Here is a 16,658-nt window from a genome sequence, read left to right on the forward strand (position 1 = left end):
GTAAACACACGTTAAAGAATTAGTTAAAATCAGCCGGCAACGAAGGCGAGCAGGGTGCCGTTGGCCTTGGCCGGAGGCACGCAGATCGCAGGTCCGCTTCGCACCGCGGTCGAGCCCAGCGCCTTCTCGGTCGCGGCGAGATCGCCGCTGACCAGCACCAGCGCGGCGCCGCCGCGCTCGGAGAGACCCGCGAGCGGCACGCCGGGATAGCGCTTTCCGAGCTGGTCCAGCGTCAGATAGACGAAGTCGGCGCGCTCGCCGCCGGAAGGTACGGTCGCGGCGCCGTCGGCCTCCGCCTTCGGCTCGCGGTCGATCAGCCGGCCGAGATGCGCGGCTTCCTGCGCGGGCTCGGGCGTTGCGATCAGCGTCTGCTTGATGCGCCTTGCTGCGTTGGCGTGTTTCATGAGCTCGGGGATCCAGACGGTCTCCCGGGTCTTGTGCTGGCAGGCGAAGATGCGCACGCCGCCGGGCGCCTCGGCGGTCGGCCACATGAAGGTACGGAATTTGGCCGCCGAGATCGTGCCGTCAGGCAGGGTGACGGGACGTTCGAAATCGGTGGGGCCGATCGGCGTCAGGCCGCGCGCACGGATCTCCTCGGCGCCGGCTGCGCTATCGACCGCGGTGAAGGCGATGCGTTCGATGCCTTCGCCGTGCCTGTCGACGAAGGCGCGCGCGGGCGCGTTGTGCTCGGTCGCCACGAGCACGCCGAGCAGCTCCATGTAATCGGGGTCGAACATGATGGTGTAGTTGCCGGTGCCCATATGCGCGCTATGGGTGCCGCGCGGCGAGATCGTGAAGCCGAGCTGCCGATAGTTCTCGGCGGCCTTGTCGAGGTCCTTCACCATGACCACGGCGTGGTCGATTCCGATGACGTTCTTGAGGGCCACTGTGATTTCCCCGCGGCAGATGGATTGAGCGGCACGAGTGGCCGATGTCCCTATCTACGCTGGATAATCGATCGAGTCATTTTCAAATCGGCGGGAGCTGCGGAAATTTCATTCCGCGAAAAGCCGTGCCGACACGCAATGGCATCAGCGTGCCTGCTCGATATAGGCGGCAAGGATGGCGCGCTCCTCGCTGGTCATTTCGGTGATGTTGCCGGGCGGCATCGCATTGGACCAGGCGGCGACGCGGCCGATCAGGCGGATGTTGCGATGGATGTGCTCGGGCGCGTCGAGCAGAATGCCCTTCGGCGCGGTGACGATGCCGGCCCAGACCGGTTCGGCGGCATGGCACATGCTGCAGCGGGACATCACGATCTCCTCGACATTGGCGACCGTGACCGGCGCCGGCAGCGCACTTGTCTTCGCCTCGCGCGGGCCGGCGGCGGAGAGGAAGAGGATTGCGATCACGCCGATCGCAGCGACGCCCCACACCCACCATGGCGATCTCCGCCCGGCATGACCCTCGTTGAAGAAGTGACGGATCACCGGTCCCAGCGCCAGGATGATCGCGACGATGACCCAGTTGAAGCGCGTCGCGTAGAGCAGGGGATAGTGGTTGCTGATCATCAGCACGACCACGGGCAGCGTCAGGTAGTTGTTGTGGACCGAGCGTTCCTTGCTGGCCTTGCCGAGCTTGGGATCGGGCGCCTTCCCCGCGACCAGCGCTGCCACGATCTTCTTCTGGTTCGGGATGATCAGCGTGAAGACGTTGGCGACCATGATGGTGCCGATGATCGCGCCGATCTGGTTGAAGGCGCCGCGGCCGCTCAGCACATGGGTGAAGGCATAGGTCAGCGCGACCAGGAACAGATAGCCGCCAATAGCGAAGGGAAGCTCGCGCTGCGCGAGCCCGCTGCGGCAGGCGGCCTCGTAGAGCAACCACGCCAGCGCGAGGCTGAAGAAGCTGAACAGCCCGGCCTGGAACGGCGTGAGGTCGAGGATCGACTTGTCGACCAGGAACAGATCGGCCTCGAGATAATACACCACCACCATCAGCGCGAAGCCGGAGAGCCAGGTGGTGTAGGCCTCCCATTTGAACCAGGTGAGCTCGTCCGGCATCTGGCTGGGGGCGACCAGATATTTCATGATCCGGTAGAAGCCGCCGCCATGGACCTGCCAGGCCTCGCCCTGCACGCCGTCCGGCAGGTCACGCCTCGGCTTGAGGCTGAGGTCGAGGGCGATGAAATAGAAGGAACTTCCGATCCAGGCGATCGCCGCCACGACATGCAACCAGCGGAGCAGCAGGCTGGCCCATTCCGATATGATGGATCCCCACATGATCACCCCATCAGGTGCGACATGGACGCCGCAACGTTCATGACCGCAATCGCGGCCGCTCCCTTGCAATGTGTCGCACCTATCGGCGCTGTTTTCCAGTACGATAGGCTGCGGCTCATGCACATCATGCGGGCATGAGCTGATGTGGGACGCGGCAGGTGTCTTGCCTGTCGCGGACCAATTGCGGGCGATCCGCGTTGATGCCGTGGACGTGGCAGGCCGAAAGGATGACGACGTGAAAAACAGGATGTCGACTGCTGTGTTGTCTGTCGCCGTACTGGTCGCGGGTGCGGCTATTGCGCAGGCCGAGCCGGTGCTGCAGGGCAAGGACGCCTACGGCGACTGGCAGACCGACAAGCCGGGCACTGTCAGATTGATCCGGCCGCAGGATCTGGTGCGGCCGGGCGCCACGCGGTCGGTTGCGAGCTCCGCGCGCGTGGTGCCGCGGCCGCCGGATGCCTCGCCGCAGGTGCCGGCGGGGTTCAGGATCGAGCTGTTCGCCGAGGGCCTGCGCGCGCCGCGCATCATCCGCGTGGCGCCGAATGGCGATGTCTTCGTCGCGGAGACGCGGGCGGGCAGCATCCGCGTGCTGCGCGCCGCGGAGGGCGGCAAGGTCGCGACCAGCGAGGTCTATGCCAGCGGCTTGCGGCAGCCGTTCGGCATCGCCTTCTTCCCGAGCGGCGACAATCCGCAATGGGTTTATGTCGCCAACACCGACAGCGTCGTCCGCTTTCCCTATCAGGCCGGCGATCTCAAGGCGCGCGGCAAGGCGGAGACGATCGTTGCCAGCCTGCCGCATGATGGCGGCCATTCCACCCGCGACATCGTCTTCACGCCGGATGGCAAGCGCATGCTGGTCTCGGTCGGCTCGCTCAGCAACGTCGCCGAGGGCATGGGCACGCCGCCCGGCGGATTGGAGGCATGGTCGAAGGCGCAGCCGCTCGGCGCGACCTGGGCCAGCGAGCTCGAGCGCGCCGCGGTGCTGGCCTTCACGCCCGATGGCAAGGAGCGGAAGGTTTACGCCACCGGCATCCGCAATTGCGTCGGTCTCGCAATCCAGCCGCAGACCGCGCTGCCCTGGTGTTCGACCAACGAGCGTGACGGTCTCGGCGACGACCTCGTGCCCGACTACGTCACCAGCGTGAAGGAGGGCGCGTTCTACGGCTGGCCGTGGTTCTATATCGGCGGCAACGAAGATCCGCGCCATGCCGGCGCGCGGCCGGATCTCAAGGACAAGGTGACGGTGCCCGACGTGCTGATCCAGCCGCACTCGGCCTCGCTCGGCATGACCTTCTACCAGGGCTCGCAGTTTCCGCCCGAGTATCAGGGCGAGGCCTTCGCCGCCGAGCACGGCTCCTGGAACCGGTCGAAGCGCACCGGCTACAAGGTGATCCGCATCAAGATGAAGGACGGCAAGGCGACGGGCGAGTACGAGGATTTCGTCACGGGCTTCGTGGTGAGCGACATCGAGGTGTGGGGCAGGCCGGTGGGTGTCGCAGTGGCGAAGGATGGATCGTTGCTGGTGTCGGAGGATGGCAACGGCACGATCTGGCGGGTGACAAGCACGCCGCGGTGACGCTGCACCCTCTCCCCTTGCGGAAGAGGGTGGCTCGCCGCGTAGCGGCGAAGCGGGTGAGGGGTTCTATCCACGAGTCCAACGCTCACTACAGCGCGCGGAGAGAACCCCTCATCCGGCGCCATAGCCGAAGCTTCGCTTCGGCGTCTTTAAGAGACGGCGGCCTAAGGCCGCCCATGCCATCTTCTCCCGCAAGGGGAGAAGGAAGAAAGGGACCTACCCCCTTCTCACGCTCGCCCCGCCGTCCACCGGCAGCGTCACGCCCGTGATAAAATTCGCTTCATCCGACGCCAGGAACAACGCGGCGTTCGCGACGTCCCAGCCGGTGCCCATCTTCTTGCGCAGCGGCACCTTGCTGTCGCGCTCGGCCTCGACCTCGGCGCGGGTCTTGTGCCATTCGCGCGCGCGGGTATCGACTGCCATCGGCGTGTTCATCAGGCCAGGCAGGATGACGTTGGCGCGGATACCGTATTCGGCGTTCTGGTAGGCGAGTTGTTCGGTGAAGGCGATCATCGCCGACTTCGTCGCCTTGTAGGCGACGTAAGGGTAGGTCGTGATCGCGGCCATGGACGAGATGTTGATGATGGCGCCGCTTCCTTGCGCGCGCATGATCGGGATCACCTCCTTTGCCGCGAGAACGCAGCTTTTCAGATTGATGGCGACGATGCGGTCGAACGCTTCCTCGGTGATCTCTAGCAGCTCGGCGTCGCCGCCGGAGAGGCTGACGCCGACATTGTTGTGCAGCACGTCGATCCGGCCCCAGCGCGATTGCGCGTCCGCCACCATCGCCTTGATGTCGGCAGACTTCGTCACGTCGGCCTTGAAGGCCGCGGCGGTGCCGCTCTTCGCGGCGATCATCGCGACGGTCTCTTGCGCCGACTCCAGATGATGGTCGACGCACAGCACCCTGGCACCCTCGCGCGCGAAGGTGAGTGCCGTGGCGCGGCCATTGCCCATGCCTTCGCCGGGGCTCTGGCCGGCGCCGACGACGATTGCAACCTTGTCCTTCAGGCGCATGTCAGTTCACTCCCGGGATCGGGTACTGCTGGAGTACCTCTTTATAATAGGGTTCGTTGTCGATCTTCATGGTGGCGAGCACGCGGACCACGCCGCAATAGAAGGCGATGGTGAGGACGAGGTCCACCATGTGCTCGTCGGAGAGGTCTTTCCTGATCTCGGCGAAGGTCGCATCCGACATCGCGAGCTCGCGCACCATCTCGCGGGCGCCTTTCAGGATCGCCTTGGCGAGCGGCTCCAGCTTCGAGGGCTTGCCTTCGGTCTCCGCCATCAGGCCGGCGATGTCGTCGTCGGTGACGCCGAACTCCTTGCCGATCTTCACATGATGGGTGAACTCGTATTCCGACTTCTCCAGCCAGCCGACCTGGAGGATCGCAAGCTCGCGCAGGCGCGGGTCGAGCTTGCTCTTGAAGCGGATATAGCCGCCGATGCCGTTGAAGGCGCGCGCCATCTCCGGCGAGTTGACCAGCAGCTTGTGCAAATTGGTGTTGCGCTTGAGCATGTCGCGATATTCGGGCGCGACCTGGTCGGCCTCGAGATAGGGCAGGCGTGCCATTTCTGTGTGTCCCTCGTCAGTGTTGTTGTGACTCGCGTTCCGGCGCCTGCAGCGTCACGCCGCCATCGACCACCAGCACCTGGCCGGTGATGTAGCGGGCGAAATCGCTGAGCAGGAATTTGACGGCGTGACCGACGTCCCAGGCGGTGCCTTCGGTCTTGAGCAGGGAGGCCTTGGCGCGATTGGCGCGGGCTTGCTCGCTCATGCCGCGTGCATAGACCATCGGCGTGTACATCGGTCCCGGGCAGATGCAGTTGACGCGAATGTTGTCGCGGCCGTGGTCGACCGCCATCGCGCGCGTCAATCCGATGATCGCGGCCTTGGAGGTCGTGTAGGTCGTCAGCCCGCGCGGTCGCAGCGCCGAGATCGAGGAGATGTTGACGATCGCGCCGCCCCGAGCCGTCCGGATCATGGCGGGGATCGCGTGCTTCGAGAGCAGGAACATGGTCTCGACGTTGACCTGCATGACGCGGCGGTACTGCTCGGCTGTCTCGTCCACCACGCTGCCACGGCTGCCGATGCCGACATTGTTGTCGAGCAGGTCGAGCCGGCCCCAGCGGTCGAGCGCGGCCTCGACGAGCGCCTTGCAATCGGCTTCGCTGGTGACGTCGCCGCCATGTGCTGCGGCGGTCCCGCTCTCGGCGGTGATCATGTCCACGGTGCGTTCGGCGAGCTTGAGGTCGCGATCGGCCACCAGCACTTTCGCGCCGGCGCGGGCGAGCAGGATTGCTGCAGCGCGGCCGTTGCCGATGCCATCGCCCGCAGCACCGCCGCCACTGATCAGCGCCACCTTGCCGGCGAGGCCGGCATCATCCTCGGGCCCCCGCATCTCGTTCCATCCCGCTGTTTTTTCCGACGATAGCAACGCCGTGGAGGGGAGAGAAGCCCGATGGCCCAGCGCGGATGTCATTGATATCGCGCGGAATTGCATGCCGCCGCGCGGGATCGGGCGGTTGTGAAAGACGGTTTCCGGAACCGTCCTGATACAACTGCGTTTGTTGCGGGGCGTTTCTTGCTTTACGCTTGCGCCCGGGGCTTCCCAACCGCCAGTGGCTTGCCGATGAATCTGCTCGATCCACAAGGCCCTGTGGCTGCGGCCAACAGCACCATTTTGGTCGATTCCGTCTTCATCATGCTCGTGATCGTGGTCCCGACCATTTTCGCGATCCTGGCCTTTGCGTTCTGGTTTCGCGCCTCGAACACGCGCGCGCGCTACCAGCCCGACTTCGTTTATTCCGGCCGGGTCGAGATGGTGGTGTGGTCGATCCCCGCGCTGACCGTGATCCTGCTCGGCGGCGTCGCCTGGATCGGCTCGCACCAGCTCGATCCCGCAGCGCCCGTGCCCGGCACCGGCAGCCCGGTCCGCATCCAGGCCGTCTCGCTCGACTGGAAGTGGCTCTTCATCTATCCCGACCAGCGCATCGCCACCGTCAACACGCTGACGGTGCCGGCCGGCGCCGAGCTGAACTTCCAGCTGACGTCGTCGAGCGTGATGAACACGTTCTTTATCCCGCAGCTCGGCAGCATGATCTACACCATGAACGGCATGGTGACGCGGCTGAACCTGCGCGCCGACAACGTGGGCAAGCTGCAGGGGCTGTCGGCGCATTTCTCGGGCGACGGCTTTCCCGACATGATGTTCGACGTCAACGTGATCTCGCCGCTCGCCTTTCCGGACTGGGTGGCGACGACGGCGAAGTCCGATGCCGTGCTGGACGAGGAGAGCTACAAGAAGCTGATGCAGCAGGGCATCGAGCGCGGCCGGCTGACCTTTCGTCTTGCAGACTCGCGCCTGTTCGACCTGATCGCGACCCAGCACATTCCCCCGGGGCCCGGGCCGGAGCTGCTATCGGATGCCGGCCGGCCGCACAGTGGAGGCCACGATGCTCGGTAAGCTCGACTGGTCGGCCATTCCGTTCGACCAGCCGATTCCGCTCATCGCGGGCGGGGTGGTGCTGGTCGCGATCCTCGCGGTGCTGATCTGGGTCGTGGTGAAGGGGCATCTGCCCTATCTCTGGGACGAATGGATCACCAGCGTCGATCACAAGCGCATCGGCGTCATGTACATCCTGCTGGCCTCGGTGATGCTGCTGCGCGGCGGCAGCGATGCCATCATGATGCGGATCCAGCAGGCGGTCGCCTTCCAGTCGCAGGGCTATCTGCCGCCCGAACATTACAACCAGATCTTTTCGGCGCACGGCACCATCATGATCTTCTTCGTCGCGATGCCGTTCGTGATCGGGCTGATGAACCTCATCGTGCCGCTCCAGCTCGGCGTCCGCGACGTCGCGTTCCCGACGCTCAATTCGGTCGGCTTCTGGCTGACCGCGACCGGCGCGCTGCTGGTCAATGTCTCGCTGGTGGTCGGCGAGTTCGCGCGCACCGGCTGGCTCGCCTTTCCGCCTTTGTCCGGGCTGTCCTATTCGCCCGGCGTCGGCGTCGACTATTACGCCTGGTCGCTGCAGATCTCCGGCGTCGGCACGCTGGTGGCCGGCATCAATCTCGTCACCACGGTGCTGAAGCTGCGCACCAGGGGCATGAACTATCTGCGCATGCCGATGTTCTGCTGGACCACGCTGGCCTCGAACCTCCTGATCGTCGCCGCGTTTCCGATCCTCACCGCGACGCTCGCGATGCTGCTGCTCGACCGCTATCTCGGCTTCCACTTCTTCACGAACGAAGCCGGCGGCAACGTCATGATGTTCATGAATTTGATCTGGGCCTGGGGACACCCCGAGGTCTACATCCTCGTGCTGCCGGCGTTCGGCATCTTCTCCGAGGTGGTGTCGACCTTCTCCGGCAAGGCGCTGTTCGGCTACCGCTCGATGGTGCTCGCGACCATGGCGATCTGCGTCGTCTCCTTCATGGTCTGGCTGCACCATTTCTTCACGATGGGCGCAGGGCCGAACGTCAACGCCATCTTCGGCATCGCCAGCATGATCATCGCGATACCGACCGGCGTGAAGATCTACAACTGGCTGTTCACGATGTATGGCGGCCGCATCCGCTTCGCGACGCCGATGCTGTGGTCGGTCGGCTTCATGGTCACCTTCATCATCGGCGGATTGACCGGCGTCCTGGTCGCGGTGCCGCCGGCCGACTTCATGCTTCACAACAGCATGTTCCTGGTGGCGCATTTCCACAACGTCATCATCGGCGGCGTGCTGTTCGGGGCCTTTGCCGGCTTCGAATACTGGTTCCCGAAGGCATTCGGCTTCCGCCTCGACGAGCGCTGGGGCAAGGCCGCGTTCTGGTTCACCTTCACGGGCTTCTGGGTCACCTTCATGCCGCTCTACATCGCCGGTATGCTCGGCATGACCAGGCGCCTGCAGCACTACGACGTCGCGGCCTGGCGGCCCTGGATGATCGTCGCGGTAATCGGCATGGCCGTGCTGTCGATCGGCGTGATCTGCCAGATCATGCAGCTCGTGGTCAGTATCCGCAACCGCGAGGCATTGCGCGACCGCACCGGCGATCCCTGGGACGGCCGCTCGCTGGAATGGGCGACCTCGTCGCCGCCGCCGGTGTTCAACTTCGCCTTCCATCCCGATGTCCGCGGCGAGGACGCCTATTGGGACATGAAGGTCCGCGCGCAGCAGCAATCGCTGGAGCATGAGGACCCCGAATATCACGACATCGAGATGCCCAGGAACTCGCCGACCGGCTTCGTCTGCGCGTTCTTCGCCACCATCATGGGCTTCGCGCTGATCTGGCACATCTGGTGGATGGTGATCCTGGGCGGCCTCGGCGCGTTCGCGACCTTCGTCGTGTTCGCCTGGCGCGACCACGATGAATACGTCATTCCGGCTGAGGAGGTCGCCCGGATCGACCGCGTCAATCTCGAGGAACGGCGCAGCCTCGTCAGCATGGCGGGGGCAATCTGATGTCGATGACCGCAACCGCCGGCCGCGCGCATGCCGATCCCCATCACATCGGCGTCGTCGTCGAACATCCCGGACCTGCATCGAAGCGGATCGTGACGGCATACGGCTTCTGGGTTTTTCTGCTATCCGACATCGTGATGTTCTCCTGCTTCTTTGCGGCCTATGCGGTGCTGCACGGTCAGACCGCCGGCGGCCCCAGCGGCGCGGAGATCTTCGAGCAGCGCAACGTCGCGATCGAGACGGTCTGCCTCTTGCTGTCGAGCTTCACCTGCGGCATGGCCAGCATCGCGGCCGACGTGCGCAACCGGTTCTGGTTCTATCTCGGCATGACCGTGACCTGCGTGCTCGGCCTGATCTTCCTCGCCATCGAGTTCAGGGAATTCGCCGACCTCATCGCGCGCGGCTATGGTCCGACCCGCAGTGCCTTCCTGTCGTCGTTCTTCTCGCTGGTCGGCTGCCACGGCCTGCACGTGTCGGCCGGTGTGCTCTGGCTGCTCACCATGATGGCCCAGGTCTTCGCCAAGGGCTTTCGCGCCGACGTCCTGCGCCGGATGATGTGCTTTGCGCTGTTCTGGCACGCGCTCGACATCATCTGGGTCGGAGTCTTTTCCGTCGTCTACCTGCTCGGGAGTGCCGCATGACCGATCAGACGCATGTTCATGGCGAACGCGACCTCGCACCGGGCGAGGACGAGCAACACAGTGTCGGCGAGCGGATCCTGGGTTATGTCGTCGGTCTCGCCCTGGCGCTGCTGCTCACCGCGACGTCGTTCTTCATCGCCGGCACCGATCTGGTCTGGCAGCCTTCGATCCCCGTCGCGCTGATCGTGCTCGCGATCGCGCAGATGGGCGTGCACCTGGTGTTCTTCCTGCACATCACCACGGGCCCCGACAACACCAACAACGTGCTGGCGCTGGCCTTCGGGCTGCTGGTGGTGTTCCTGGTGGTCGGCGGCACCGTCTGGATCATGTCGAACCTGAACGCCAACATGCCGCCGATGGACCAGATCATGATGCGTCAGTAGGGGATGCGCCGCGATGCGCTGCGCCGTCATGCCTGGGCTTGTACCGGCCATGACGGCCGCGGCAGAATCGGCCTTCACGTCCGTACAAAAAAGAAGAGCCGCTTGTGGATGACAAGCGGCCCAAGTCTAGGGAGGAAACGCCCGAGCAAAATCCGAACCGGATTGCTGCCAAGGAACGCTCGCGCAAGGCGCTAGCGTACCTATAGAGATGGGGCATCTCCCGCCGAAGTTCAATTCCGGATCAATACGGTCTCGGACTACCACTCACGGCTGCGTGAACCGGTTGTTCACTTTGGCCGGCGGCAGTTGTAGGCCTTGCGGAAGCCGGCAGCCTGGGCGTCGTCCTCCGAGCAGAACCAGCGGTCCGGCTTGGTCGTCGCGGGATAGCTGGGGCAGCCTCGCAAGTGATAGATGCCGATGTTGCCGGTGACGCGGGCGCGCACCGCGAGCTTGGCCTTGATGCTGCAGCTCGGCGGCATCGTCAGCTCCTCGGGAAACAGCACGGCGCGAATCTCCTTGTCGCGGTCGGAGCGGCAGGCGGCGCCCAGCAGTGCGCCGTCCTTCTTGCCGCTGCGGAAATCTTGCGGTGCAACAAAGCAGCCCTTCCAGATCCCGGCCGACGCCGACTTGGCGTCGTTCGCCGCCGGCTTGACGTTCGCCTTGATCGGCTCGCGGGCGATGGCATAGCCGAGCTTGACCAGTTGCTCGTTCAAGCTCGTCTTCTCGCCCTCGGCCGTGCAGATGGCGCGGTGGCGCTTGCCGAAGCTCTTTTCCGGGCCGACGTCGTCGCAGCGCACCGAGCGCTTGTTGATCAGCTTCGCCAGCTGGTCGCGGGCCTCGATGCCGCAGGTCCAGGTATCCGCGTGATCGTCGATGCAGACCTGGTCCAGCTCGGGTGCGTCGACGCCGTCGAGCCGGTAGGTGACGTCGCCAAGCTGGATCGAGTTGCCGTCGCGGACCGTCGCGGCGGCGGTCAGTGCGGAGGCGGGGGTCGAAATGACCGCAAAGCCGGACAGGGCGAAAAATGAAACGAGCGCAAAAGCGCGGGCGGCGGCAAAGAAATTTCGGAAGGACATAAGGTCTCGCTATCGATGGCTCGTGCGCCCTGTTCCTAGCATCCGGATGTGGCGATACCAATGGTCTGCGCCCTGCGAAGTGCGACATTCCGGCCCCACGGCTTTACTCGGCCGCGGCTCTGATCCTATCGTTTGTGCAGCCTTTCGGACCTCGAAAGGCCGAATCGCCCGGGAAGCGGCGAGGGGAGGAAAAGGTTGCGATGAAAGACCCCGTGGACGTCCTGATCATCGGTGCCGGCGCATCCGGCGCCGCGGTGGCGTGGTCGCTGGCCGAGACCAAGATGCACATTCTCTGCCTGGAGCAGGGCGGCTGGATGAACCCGGCGGAATATCCCAGCACGGGCCGGGACTGGGAGGCCAAGTTCTACGGCGAGTGGTCGTCGAGCCCCAATGTCCGGGGCCGTCCCGAGGACTATCCGATCAACGACGACAATTCGCCGATCAAGGTCGTGAACTACAATGCCGTGGGCGGCTCGACCGTGATGTACACGGCGCATTGGCCGCGGCTGCATCCCTCCGATTTCAAGGTGAAGACGCTCGACGGCGTCGCCGACGACTGGCCGCTCGACTACGACGCGCTGACGCCGTTCTTCGAAGAGAACGACCGCATGATGGGAACGTCAGGCCTGTCGGGTGATCCGCTGTCGCCGCTGACGCATCCCCCGATGCCGCAGCAGCCGATGGGATTGTCCGGTGCCATCATCGGCAAGGCCATGAACGAACGCGGCTGGCACTGGTGGCCGTCGGACACCACGGTCGCGACCATGGACTATGAGGGCCGGGCGCGCTGCATCAATCTCGGCCACTGCACGCCGGCCTGCGCGCAAGGCGCGAAATCCTCCACCGACATCACCTATTGGCCGCATGCGGTCCGTGCCGGCGTCGAGCTGCGCACCCATTGCCGGGTGCGCGAGATCACCACCGACGAGAACGGCATGGCCTCGGGCGTGGTCTATTGCGACAAGGACGGCGTCGAGCAGTTCCAGCCGGCGCATGTCGTCATCATCGCCTGCAACGGCGTCGGCACGCCGCGCCTGCTGCTGAACTCCGCGTCGGGGCGTTTCCCCAACGGCCTTGCGAATTCGTCGGGCCTCGTCGGCAAGAACCTGATGTTCCATCCCTACGCCCAGATCTACGGCTATGTGAAGGAGCCGACCGACTCGAACCGCGCGCCGCCGACCTGCCTGTGGAGCAAGGAGTGGTACGACACCGACCTGTCGCGCGGCTTCGTGCGCGGCTATGGCGTCCAGTTCGTGCGCGGGGCGGGGCCGGTGTTCGAGGCCGTCGTCAGCGAGCAGAAGGGCATTTTGCCCTGGGGCGAGGATCACCACCGCGTCTTCCGCAAGCTCAACGGTCATAGGCTCGGCTTCTCGGCGATCTGCGAGGATCTGCCTGAGGAGCACAACCAGGTCACGCTCGATCCCGTCTTGAAGGACAGCCACGGCATTCCCGCGCCGAGGATCGACTACACCATCAGCGAGAACAGCCGGAAGATGATGGAGCATGCGCTGGCGCGCGGCCGGGAGTTTCTCGAGACGGCCGGGGCAACCGACATCTGCGTCAACTCGCCGATCCCCTGGGGCGGCTGGCACCTGCTCGGCACCGCGCGGATGGGCACCGACCCCTCGCGCTCCGTCGTCAACGAATGGGGCCGCTCGCACGACGTGAAGAACCTCTTCATCGTCGACGGCAGCATTTTCGTCACCTCGGGCGGTGTGAACCCGACCTCCACCATCCAGGCCCTCGCGCTGTACATCGCCGACCAGATGAAGCAGCGCCTCGCCAATTTGTTCGACTAGAGGACCGACATGTCCGAGCAGATCACCCTCACGCCGCGGCAGCGCCAGGACTTGCGCACCATCGCCGCGATGATCGTTCCGCCGAGCGAGGAATACCGCGTCCCCGGTGCCAACGACGACATTATCCAGGCCGACATCATCGCAACCCTCGGCCGGGACGCCAGGCTGGTTGCGGCGGCGCTCGATCATCTGGCCCGGCTCGCCGGCATGCCGCTCTCCGACCTCGAACCAGCCGCGCGCGAAAATGTCGCGCAGCAGTTTCGCATCGCCGGCGGCGCGCCCGCAGCAACGCTCGTCCGCGTCGTGCTGCAATGCTACTATCGCGACGACCGCGTGCTGCGCTCGCTCGGGCTGGATCTGCGCGCGCCGTTCCCCAAGGGCTATGTGCTGCCGGACGGCGACTGGTCGCTGCTCGATCCGGTCAAGGCGAGGGCCGGCACGCTGCGGCGGGCGACCTAGCCATCCGGTCAGTCAAGCACTGGCAGCCCAGCCTTGCGCCCCGGGCGGGGCACTTGCGTGCGAGGGAACAGGCCACCATCTGTGTGAGCCTCAAGGACTCTTGCCATGCTGGATTTTACCTCAGACATCGCCGATGACGCCGCGTCATCGCGAGCGACAGTGGCTGCGCCGGCCGACGACCGGGCGCTGCTGGACGCCTATTCCAATGCCGTGATCGACGTCACCGACCGCGTCGGCCCTGCCGTCGTGCGCGTCGAGACCGGTCCCAAGGTGCCGAACGGCCGCGAGCGCGGCGGGCTCGGCTCCGGCATCGTGATCTCGCCGGACGGGCTTGTCCTCACCAACAGCCACGTGGTCGGCTCTTCGAAGGAGATCCGGCTGCGCGACGTCGAGGGTCATGTCGGCGATGCGCAGGTGCTCGGTGCCGACCCCGACACCGATCTTGCGCTGCTGCGCGCCAATGGCGTGCGCGACTTGCCCTATGCCGCGCTCGGCAATTCCAAGAGCCTGCGGCGTGGCCAACTCGTGATCGCGATCGGCAATCCGCTCGGCTTCGAATCGACCGTGACCGCCGGCGTGGTCTCGGCGCTCGGCCGCTCGATCCGTTCGGTCAGCGGCCGCACCATCGAGGACGTGATCCAGACCGATGCTGCGCTCAACCCCGGCAATTCCGGCGGGCCGCTGGTGTCGTCGAATGCCGAGGTGATCGGCATCAACACGGCCATAATCAACGGCGCGCAGGGCATCTGCTTTGCGGTCGCCAGCAACACCGCGCAGTTCGTGCTGTCGGAGATCATCCGCCACGGCTATGTCCGCCGCGCCTATATCGGCGTTGCCGGACAGACCGCGCCGGTCCCGCGGCGGCACGCGGTGCTGGCCGGCGTCGAGAACAAGATGGGCGCGCTGCTGATGCAGATCGAGCCGGACGGCCCCGCGGCCAAGGCGGGCCTGTTGCCCGGCGACGTCGTGATCAGGCTCGACGGCGTCGAGATCAATGGCGTCGACGATCTGATCCGGGTGCTCGACCGTGACCGGATCGGCCGGCGGCTGGCCATGAACGTGCTGCGGCTCGGCCGCCTGCGGGCGATCGACATCGATCCGATCGAGCGCAAGCCGGCGCGCTAGCGTTACGCGCCCGGGAAGGGGTATGACGGTGTCATGCCCCGTTTCCGGAAACCCGCCGCATGATGCCGGCGCACGAGACCTACGACGTCGTCGTGATCGGCGCCGGCGCCGGCGGGATGACGGCGGCGGCCGTTGCCGCGGCCGAGGGCCTGCGGGTGCTGGTGATCGAGAAGACCGCCTTTGTCGGCGGCACCACGGCGTGGTCCGGCGGCATGGTCTGGATTCCCGCCAATACCAAGATGAAAGAGGCGGGACTGTCCGACAGCATCACCGATGCCGTCCAATATCTGGCGGGCACGGTCCCCGAGCCCGCCAATGCCGGTTTGCGTGCCGCCTTCCTCGCGCGCGGACCGGAGGCGGTCGCCTGGCTCGAGGCCAACACCGAGGTGCGGCTCCAGCCCGTAAAAGTCTATCCGGATTATTATCCGGAGCGGCTGGGCGCAACATCGGGGGGCCGCGTGCTGGAGCCGGTGGCTTTCGACGGCACGCGGCTCGGCCAGGCTTTCGCGCGGCTGCGGCCGCCCTTGCCGGAATTTACGCTGTTCGGCGGGATGATGGTCAACCGGCTCGACATTCCGCATCTGCGGCGTGTCGGTAAATCGCTGCGCTCGACCTTGCGGGTAGCGCGGCTGGTTTCCGCCTACGCGTTGCAGCGGCTGCACTCGCCGCGCGGCACGACGCTGCATCTTGGCAATGCGCTCGCCGCGCGGCTTTACGCCTCGCTGCTGGCGCGGCAGGTCGAGATCCTCTTCAGCGCGGATGTCGAGGATCTCTCGATGCAGGGCGATCGCGTCGCGGGCGTGGTGATCCGCCATGGCGCGCGCGATCGCCTGATCGCGGCGCGCCGCGGCGTGGTGCTGGCGACCGGCGGCTTCTCGCACGACGCGAGTTTGCGCAAGCGGTTCTTTCCGCCAGCCGCCGGATTTGTCTCGGCCACGAACACGTCGGGCACGGGCGACGGGCTGCGGCTCGCGGCGACGGCTGGTGCCGCGCTCAATACTGACGCGACCAGCCCGGCCTATTGGGTCCCTGCCTCGCTGTTCCGGCGCGCCGACGGCAGCCGTGGTGTGTTTCCGCACACGGTGACGGACCGTGCCAAGCCCGGAGTGATCGCCGTCAACGCGGCCGGCCGGCGCTTCGTCAACGAGGCGCTGTCCTACCACGAGTTCGTGCTCGCCATGCTGCGCGACGGCAATGGCGAGCCGGACCGGCCGTTCTATCTCGTCTGCGACCGCGCGTTCCTATGGGCTTACGGTCTCGGCCGTATCAAGCCGTTCACGCACGGTGTCCGGCGCTATGTCGCAAGCGGCGAGTTGATCGAGGCGCCTGACATCGCGCAGTTAGCGGCGAAGATTGCCATCAAGCCTTCCGTGCTCGCGGCGACGATTGCCGGCTACAACGAAGCTGCGAAGGAAGGCCGCGATCCCGAATTCGGCCGAGGCAGCACCGTCTACCAGCGCCATCTCGGCGATGCCGGCCACAAGCCGAACCCTTGCGTCGCGCCGATCCTCCGTGCGCCGTTCTTTGCGATGCGGATCTATCCCGCCGACCTCGGCACCGCGATCGGCATGAAAGTGGATGCGCAAGGACGCGTGCTGCGGGATGACGCCACGCCGATTGCGGGGCTCTATGCCTGCGGCAACGACATGGGCTCGATCATGAACGGCAATTATCCGGGGCCGGGCATCACGCTCGGGCCGGCGCTGACGTTCGGGTATATCGCGGGACGGCATCTGGCGGAGGGTGGGGTGACCTCGGCGACGAAGCCTGCGGCCGTAGGAACTCCAGTCTAGCTATCCCCACCGCTGTCATGCCCCGCCTAGTGCGCAATTGCGCACGGGGGCGGGGCATCTACCGTGATGTTCGTCAAGAGGTCGATCAGGGGCAAGAGTGCGGCATCGTGCTCGCCGGTCAAGGCGA

General features: G+C 65.6%; 15 protein-coding genes. 9 read left to right on the forward strand and 6 right to left on the reverse strand.

Annotation, left to right across the window (positions count from 1 at the left end; all coding sequences use genetic code 11):
• Nucleotides 1-29: 29 nt before the first annotated feature.
• Nucleotides 30-887, reverse strand: a complete 858-nt coding sequence (locus tag JQ617_RS36425) for a VOC family protein (RefSeq protein ID WP_212030560.1) — start codon at nt 885-887, stop codon at nt 30-32.
• A 144-nt stretch (nt 888-1,031) separates the two neighbouring features.
• Nucleotides 1,032-2,222 carry a urate hydroxylase PuuD gene (locus JQ617_RS36430; RefSeq protein ID WP_212030561.1) on the reverse strand — a complete coding sequence of 397 codons (1,191 nt, stop codon included), beginning with the start codon at nt 2,220-2,222 and terminating at the stop codon, nt 1,032-1,034.
• Nucleotides 2,223-2,469: 247 nt separating this feature from the next.
• On the opposite strand from JQ617_RS36430, the gene JQ617_RS36435 reads away from it, so the two are divergent.
• On the forward strand, nt 2,470-3,798 hold the full coding sequence (locus tag JQ617_RS36435; protein ID WP_249157808.1) for a PQQ-dependent sugar dehydrogenase: 1,329 nt from the start codon (nt 2,470-2,472) through the stop codon (nt 3,796-3,798).
• A gap of 216 nt (nt 3,799-4,014) precedes the next feature.
• Here the strand turns inward: JQ617_RS36435 and JQ617_RS36440 are convergent, their stop codons facing one another.
• The 3 genes from JQ617_RS36440 to JQ617_RS36450 are packed head-to-tail and all read right to left on the reverse strand — an operon-like array spanning nt 4,015 to nt 6,200.
• Nucleotides 4,015-4,815 carry an SDR family NAD(P)-dependent oxidoreductase gene (locus JQ617_RS36440; protein WP_212030563.1) on the reverse strand — a complete coding sequence of 267 codons (801 nt, stop codon included), beginning with the start codon at nt 4,813-4,815 and terminating at the stop codon, nt 4,015-4,017.
• A gap of 1 nt (nt 4,816) precedes the next feature.
• Entirely contained in the window at nt 4,817-5,371 is a 555-nt protein-coding gene (locus JQ617_RS36445; RefSeq protein ID WP_212030564.1) for a carboxymuconolactone decarboxylase family protein, read from the reverse strand.
• Nucleotides 5,372-5,387: 16 nt separating this feature from the next.
• Nucleotides 5,388-6,200 (reverse strand): SDR family NAD(P)-dependent oxidoreductase, encoded by an 813-nt coding sequence (locus tag JQ617_RS36450; protein ID WP_212030565.1) that lies wholly within the window; start codon nt 6,198-6,200, stop codon nt 5,388-5,390.
• Nucleotides 6,201-6,431: 231 nt separating this feature from the next.
• Between JQ617_RS36450 and JQ617_RS36455 the strand changes: the two genes are divergently transcribed.
• The 4 genes from JQ617_RS36455 to cyoD are packed head-to-tail and all read left to right on the forward strand — an operon-like array spanning nt 6,432 to nt 10,279.
• Complete coding sequence (locus tag JQ617_RS36455) at nt 6,432-7,265, forward strand: cytochrome ubiquinol oxidase subunit II family protein (RefSeq protein ID WP_212030566.1); 834 nt, start codon at nt 6,432-6,434, stop codon at nt 7,263-7,265.
• The gene (gene cyoB / locus JQ617_RS36460) at nt 7,255-9,255 is read left to right on the forward strand and encodes a cytochrome o ubiquinol oxidase subunit I (RefSeq protein ID WP_212030567.1); all 2,001 of its coding nucleotides are present in this window, start codon (nt 7,255-7,257) and stop codon (nt 9,253-9,255) included. The genes JQ617_RS36455 and cyoB overlap by 11 nt, the downstream gene beginning before the upstream one ends.
• Complete coding sequence (locus JQ617_RS36465) at nt 9,255-9,896, forward strand: cytochrome (ubi)quinol oxidase subunit III (RefSeq protein WP_063691552.1); 642 nt, start codon at nt 9,255-9,257, stop codon at nt 9,894-9,896. The genes cyoB and JQ617_RS36465 overlap by 1 nt, the downstream gene beginning before the upstream one ends.
• Nucleotides 9,893-10,279: a cytochrome o ubiquinol oxidase subunit IV gene (cyoD, locus tag JQ617_RS36470; protein ID WP_212030568.1), complete on the forward strand. Its 387-nt coding sequence runs from the start codon at nt 9,893-9,895 to the stop codon at nt 10,277-10,279. Before JQ617_RS36465 ends, cyoD begins: the two co-directional genes overlap by 4 nt.
• A 287-nt stretch (nt 10,280-10,566) precedes the next feature.
• On the opposite strand, the gene JQ617_RS36475 is transcribed toward cyoD, so the two are convergent.
• Complete coding sequence (locus JQ617_RS36475) at nt 10,567-11,355, reverse strand: thermonuclease family protein (protein WP_212030569.1); 789 nt, start codon at nt 11,353-11,355, stop codon at nt 10,567-10,569.
• Between the two features lie 200 nt (nt 11,356-11,555).
• Here JQ617_RS36475 and JQ617_RS36480 point away from each other — a divergent pair, with 200 nt between their 5' ends.
• The 4 genes from JQ617_RS36480 to JQ617_RS36495 all read left to right on the forward strand — a co-directional run bounded on the left by JQ617_RS36480 (nt 11,556) and on the right by JQ617_RS36495 (nt 16,531).
• On the forward strand, nt 11,556-13,154 hold the full coding sequence (locus JQ617_RS36480) for a GMC family oxidoreductase (protein WP_212030570.1): 1,599 nt from the start codon (nt 11,556-11,558) through the stop codon (nt 13,152-13,154).
• 9 nt (nt 13,155-13,163) lie between these two features.
• Nucleotides 13,164-13,613: a hypothetical protein gene (locus JQ617_RS36485; protein ID WP_212030571.1), complete on the forward strand. Its 450-nt coding sequence runs from the start codon at nt 13,164-13,166 to the stop codon at nt 13,611-13,613.
• A 105-nt stretch (nt 13,614-13,718) separates the two neighbouring features.
• The gene (locus JQ617_RS36490) at nt 13,719-14,738 is read left to right on the forward strand and encodes a S1C family serine protease (protein ID WP_212030572.1); all 1,020 of its coding nucleotides are present in this window, start codon (nt 13,719-13,721) and stop codon (nt 14,736-14,738) included.
• A gap of 59 nt (nt 14,739-14,797) precedes the next feature.
• Entirely contained in the window at nt 14,798-16,531 is a 1,734-nt protein-coding gene (locus JQ617_RS36495) for an FAD-dependent oxidoreductase (RefSeq protein ID WP_212030573.1), read from the forward strand.
• The last annotated feature ends 127 nt before the right edge of the window (nt 16,532-16,658 follow it).

This window comes from Bradyrhizobium sp. KB893862 SZCCT0404 (assembly GCF_018130885.1).
GTDB lineage: Bacteria > Pseudomonadota > Alphaproteobacteria > Rhizobiales > Xanthobacteraceae > Bradyrhizobium > Bradyrhizobium stylosanthis.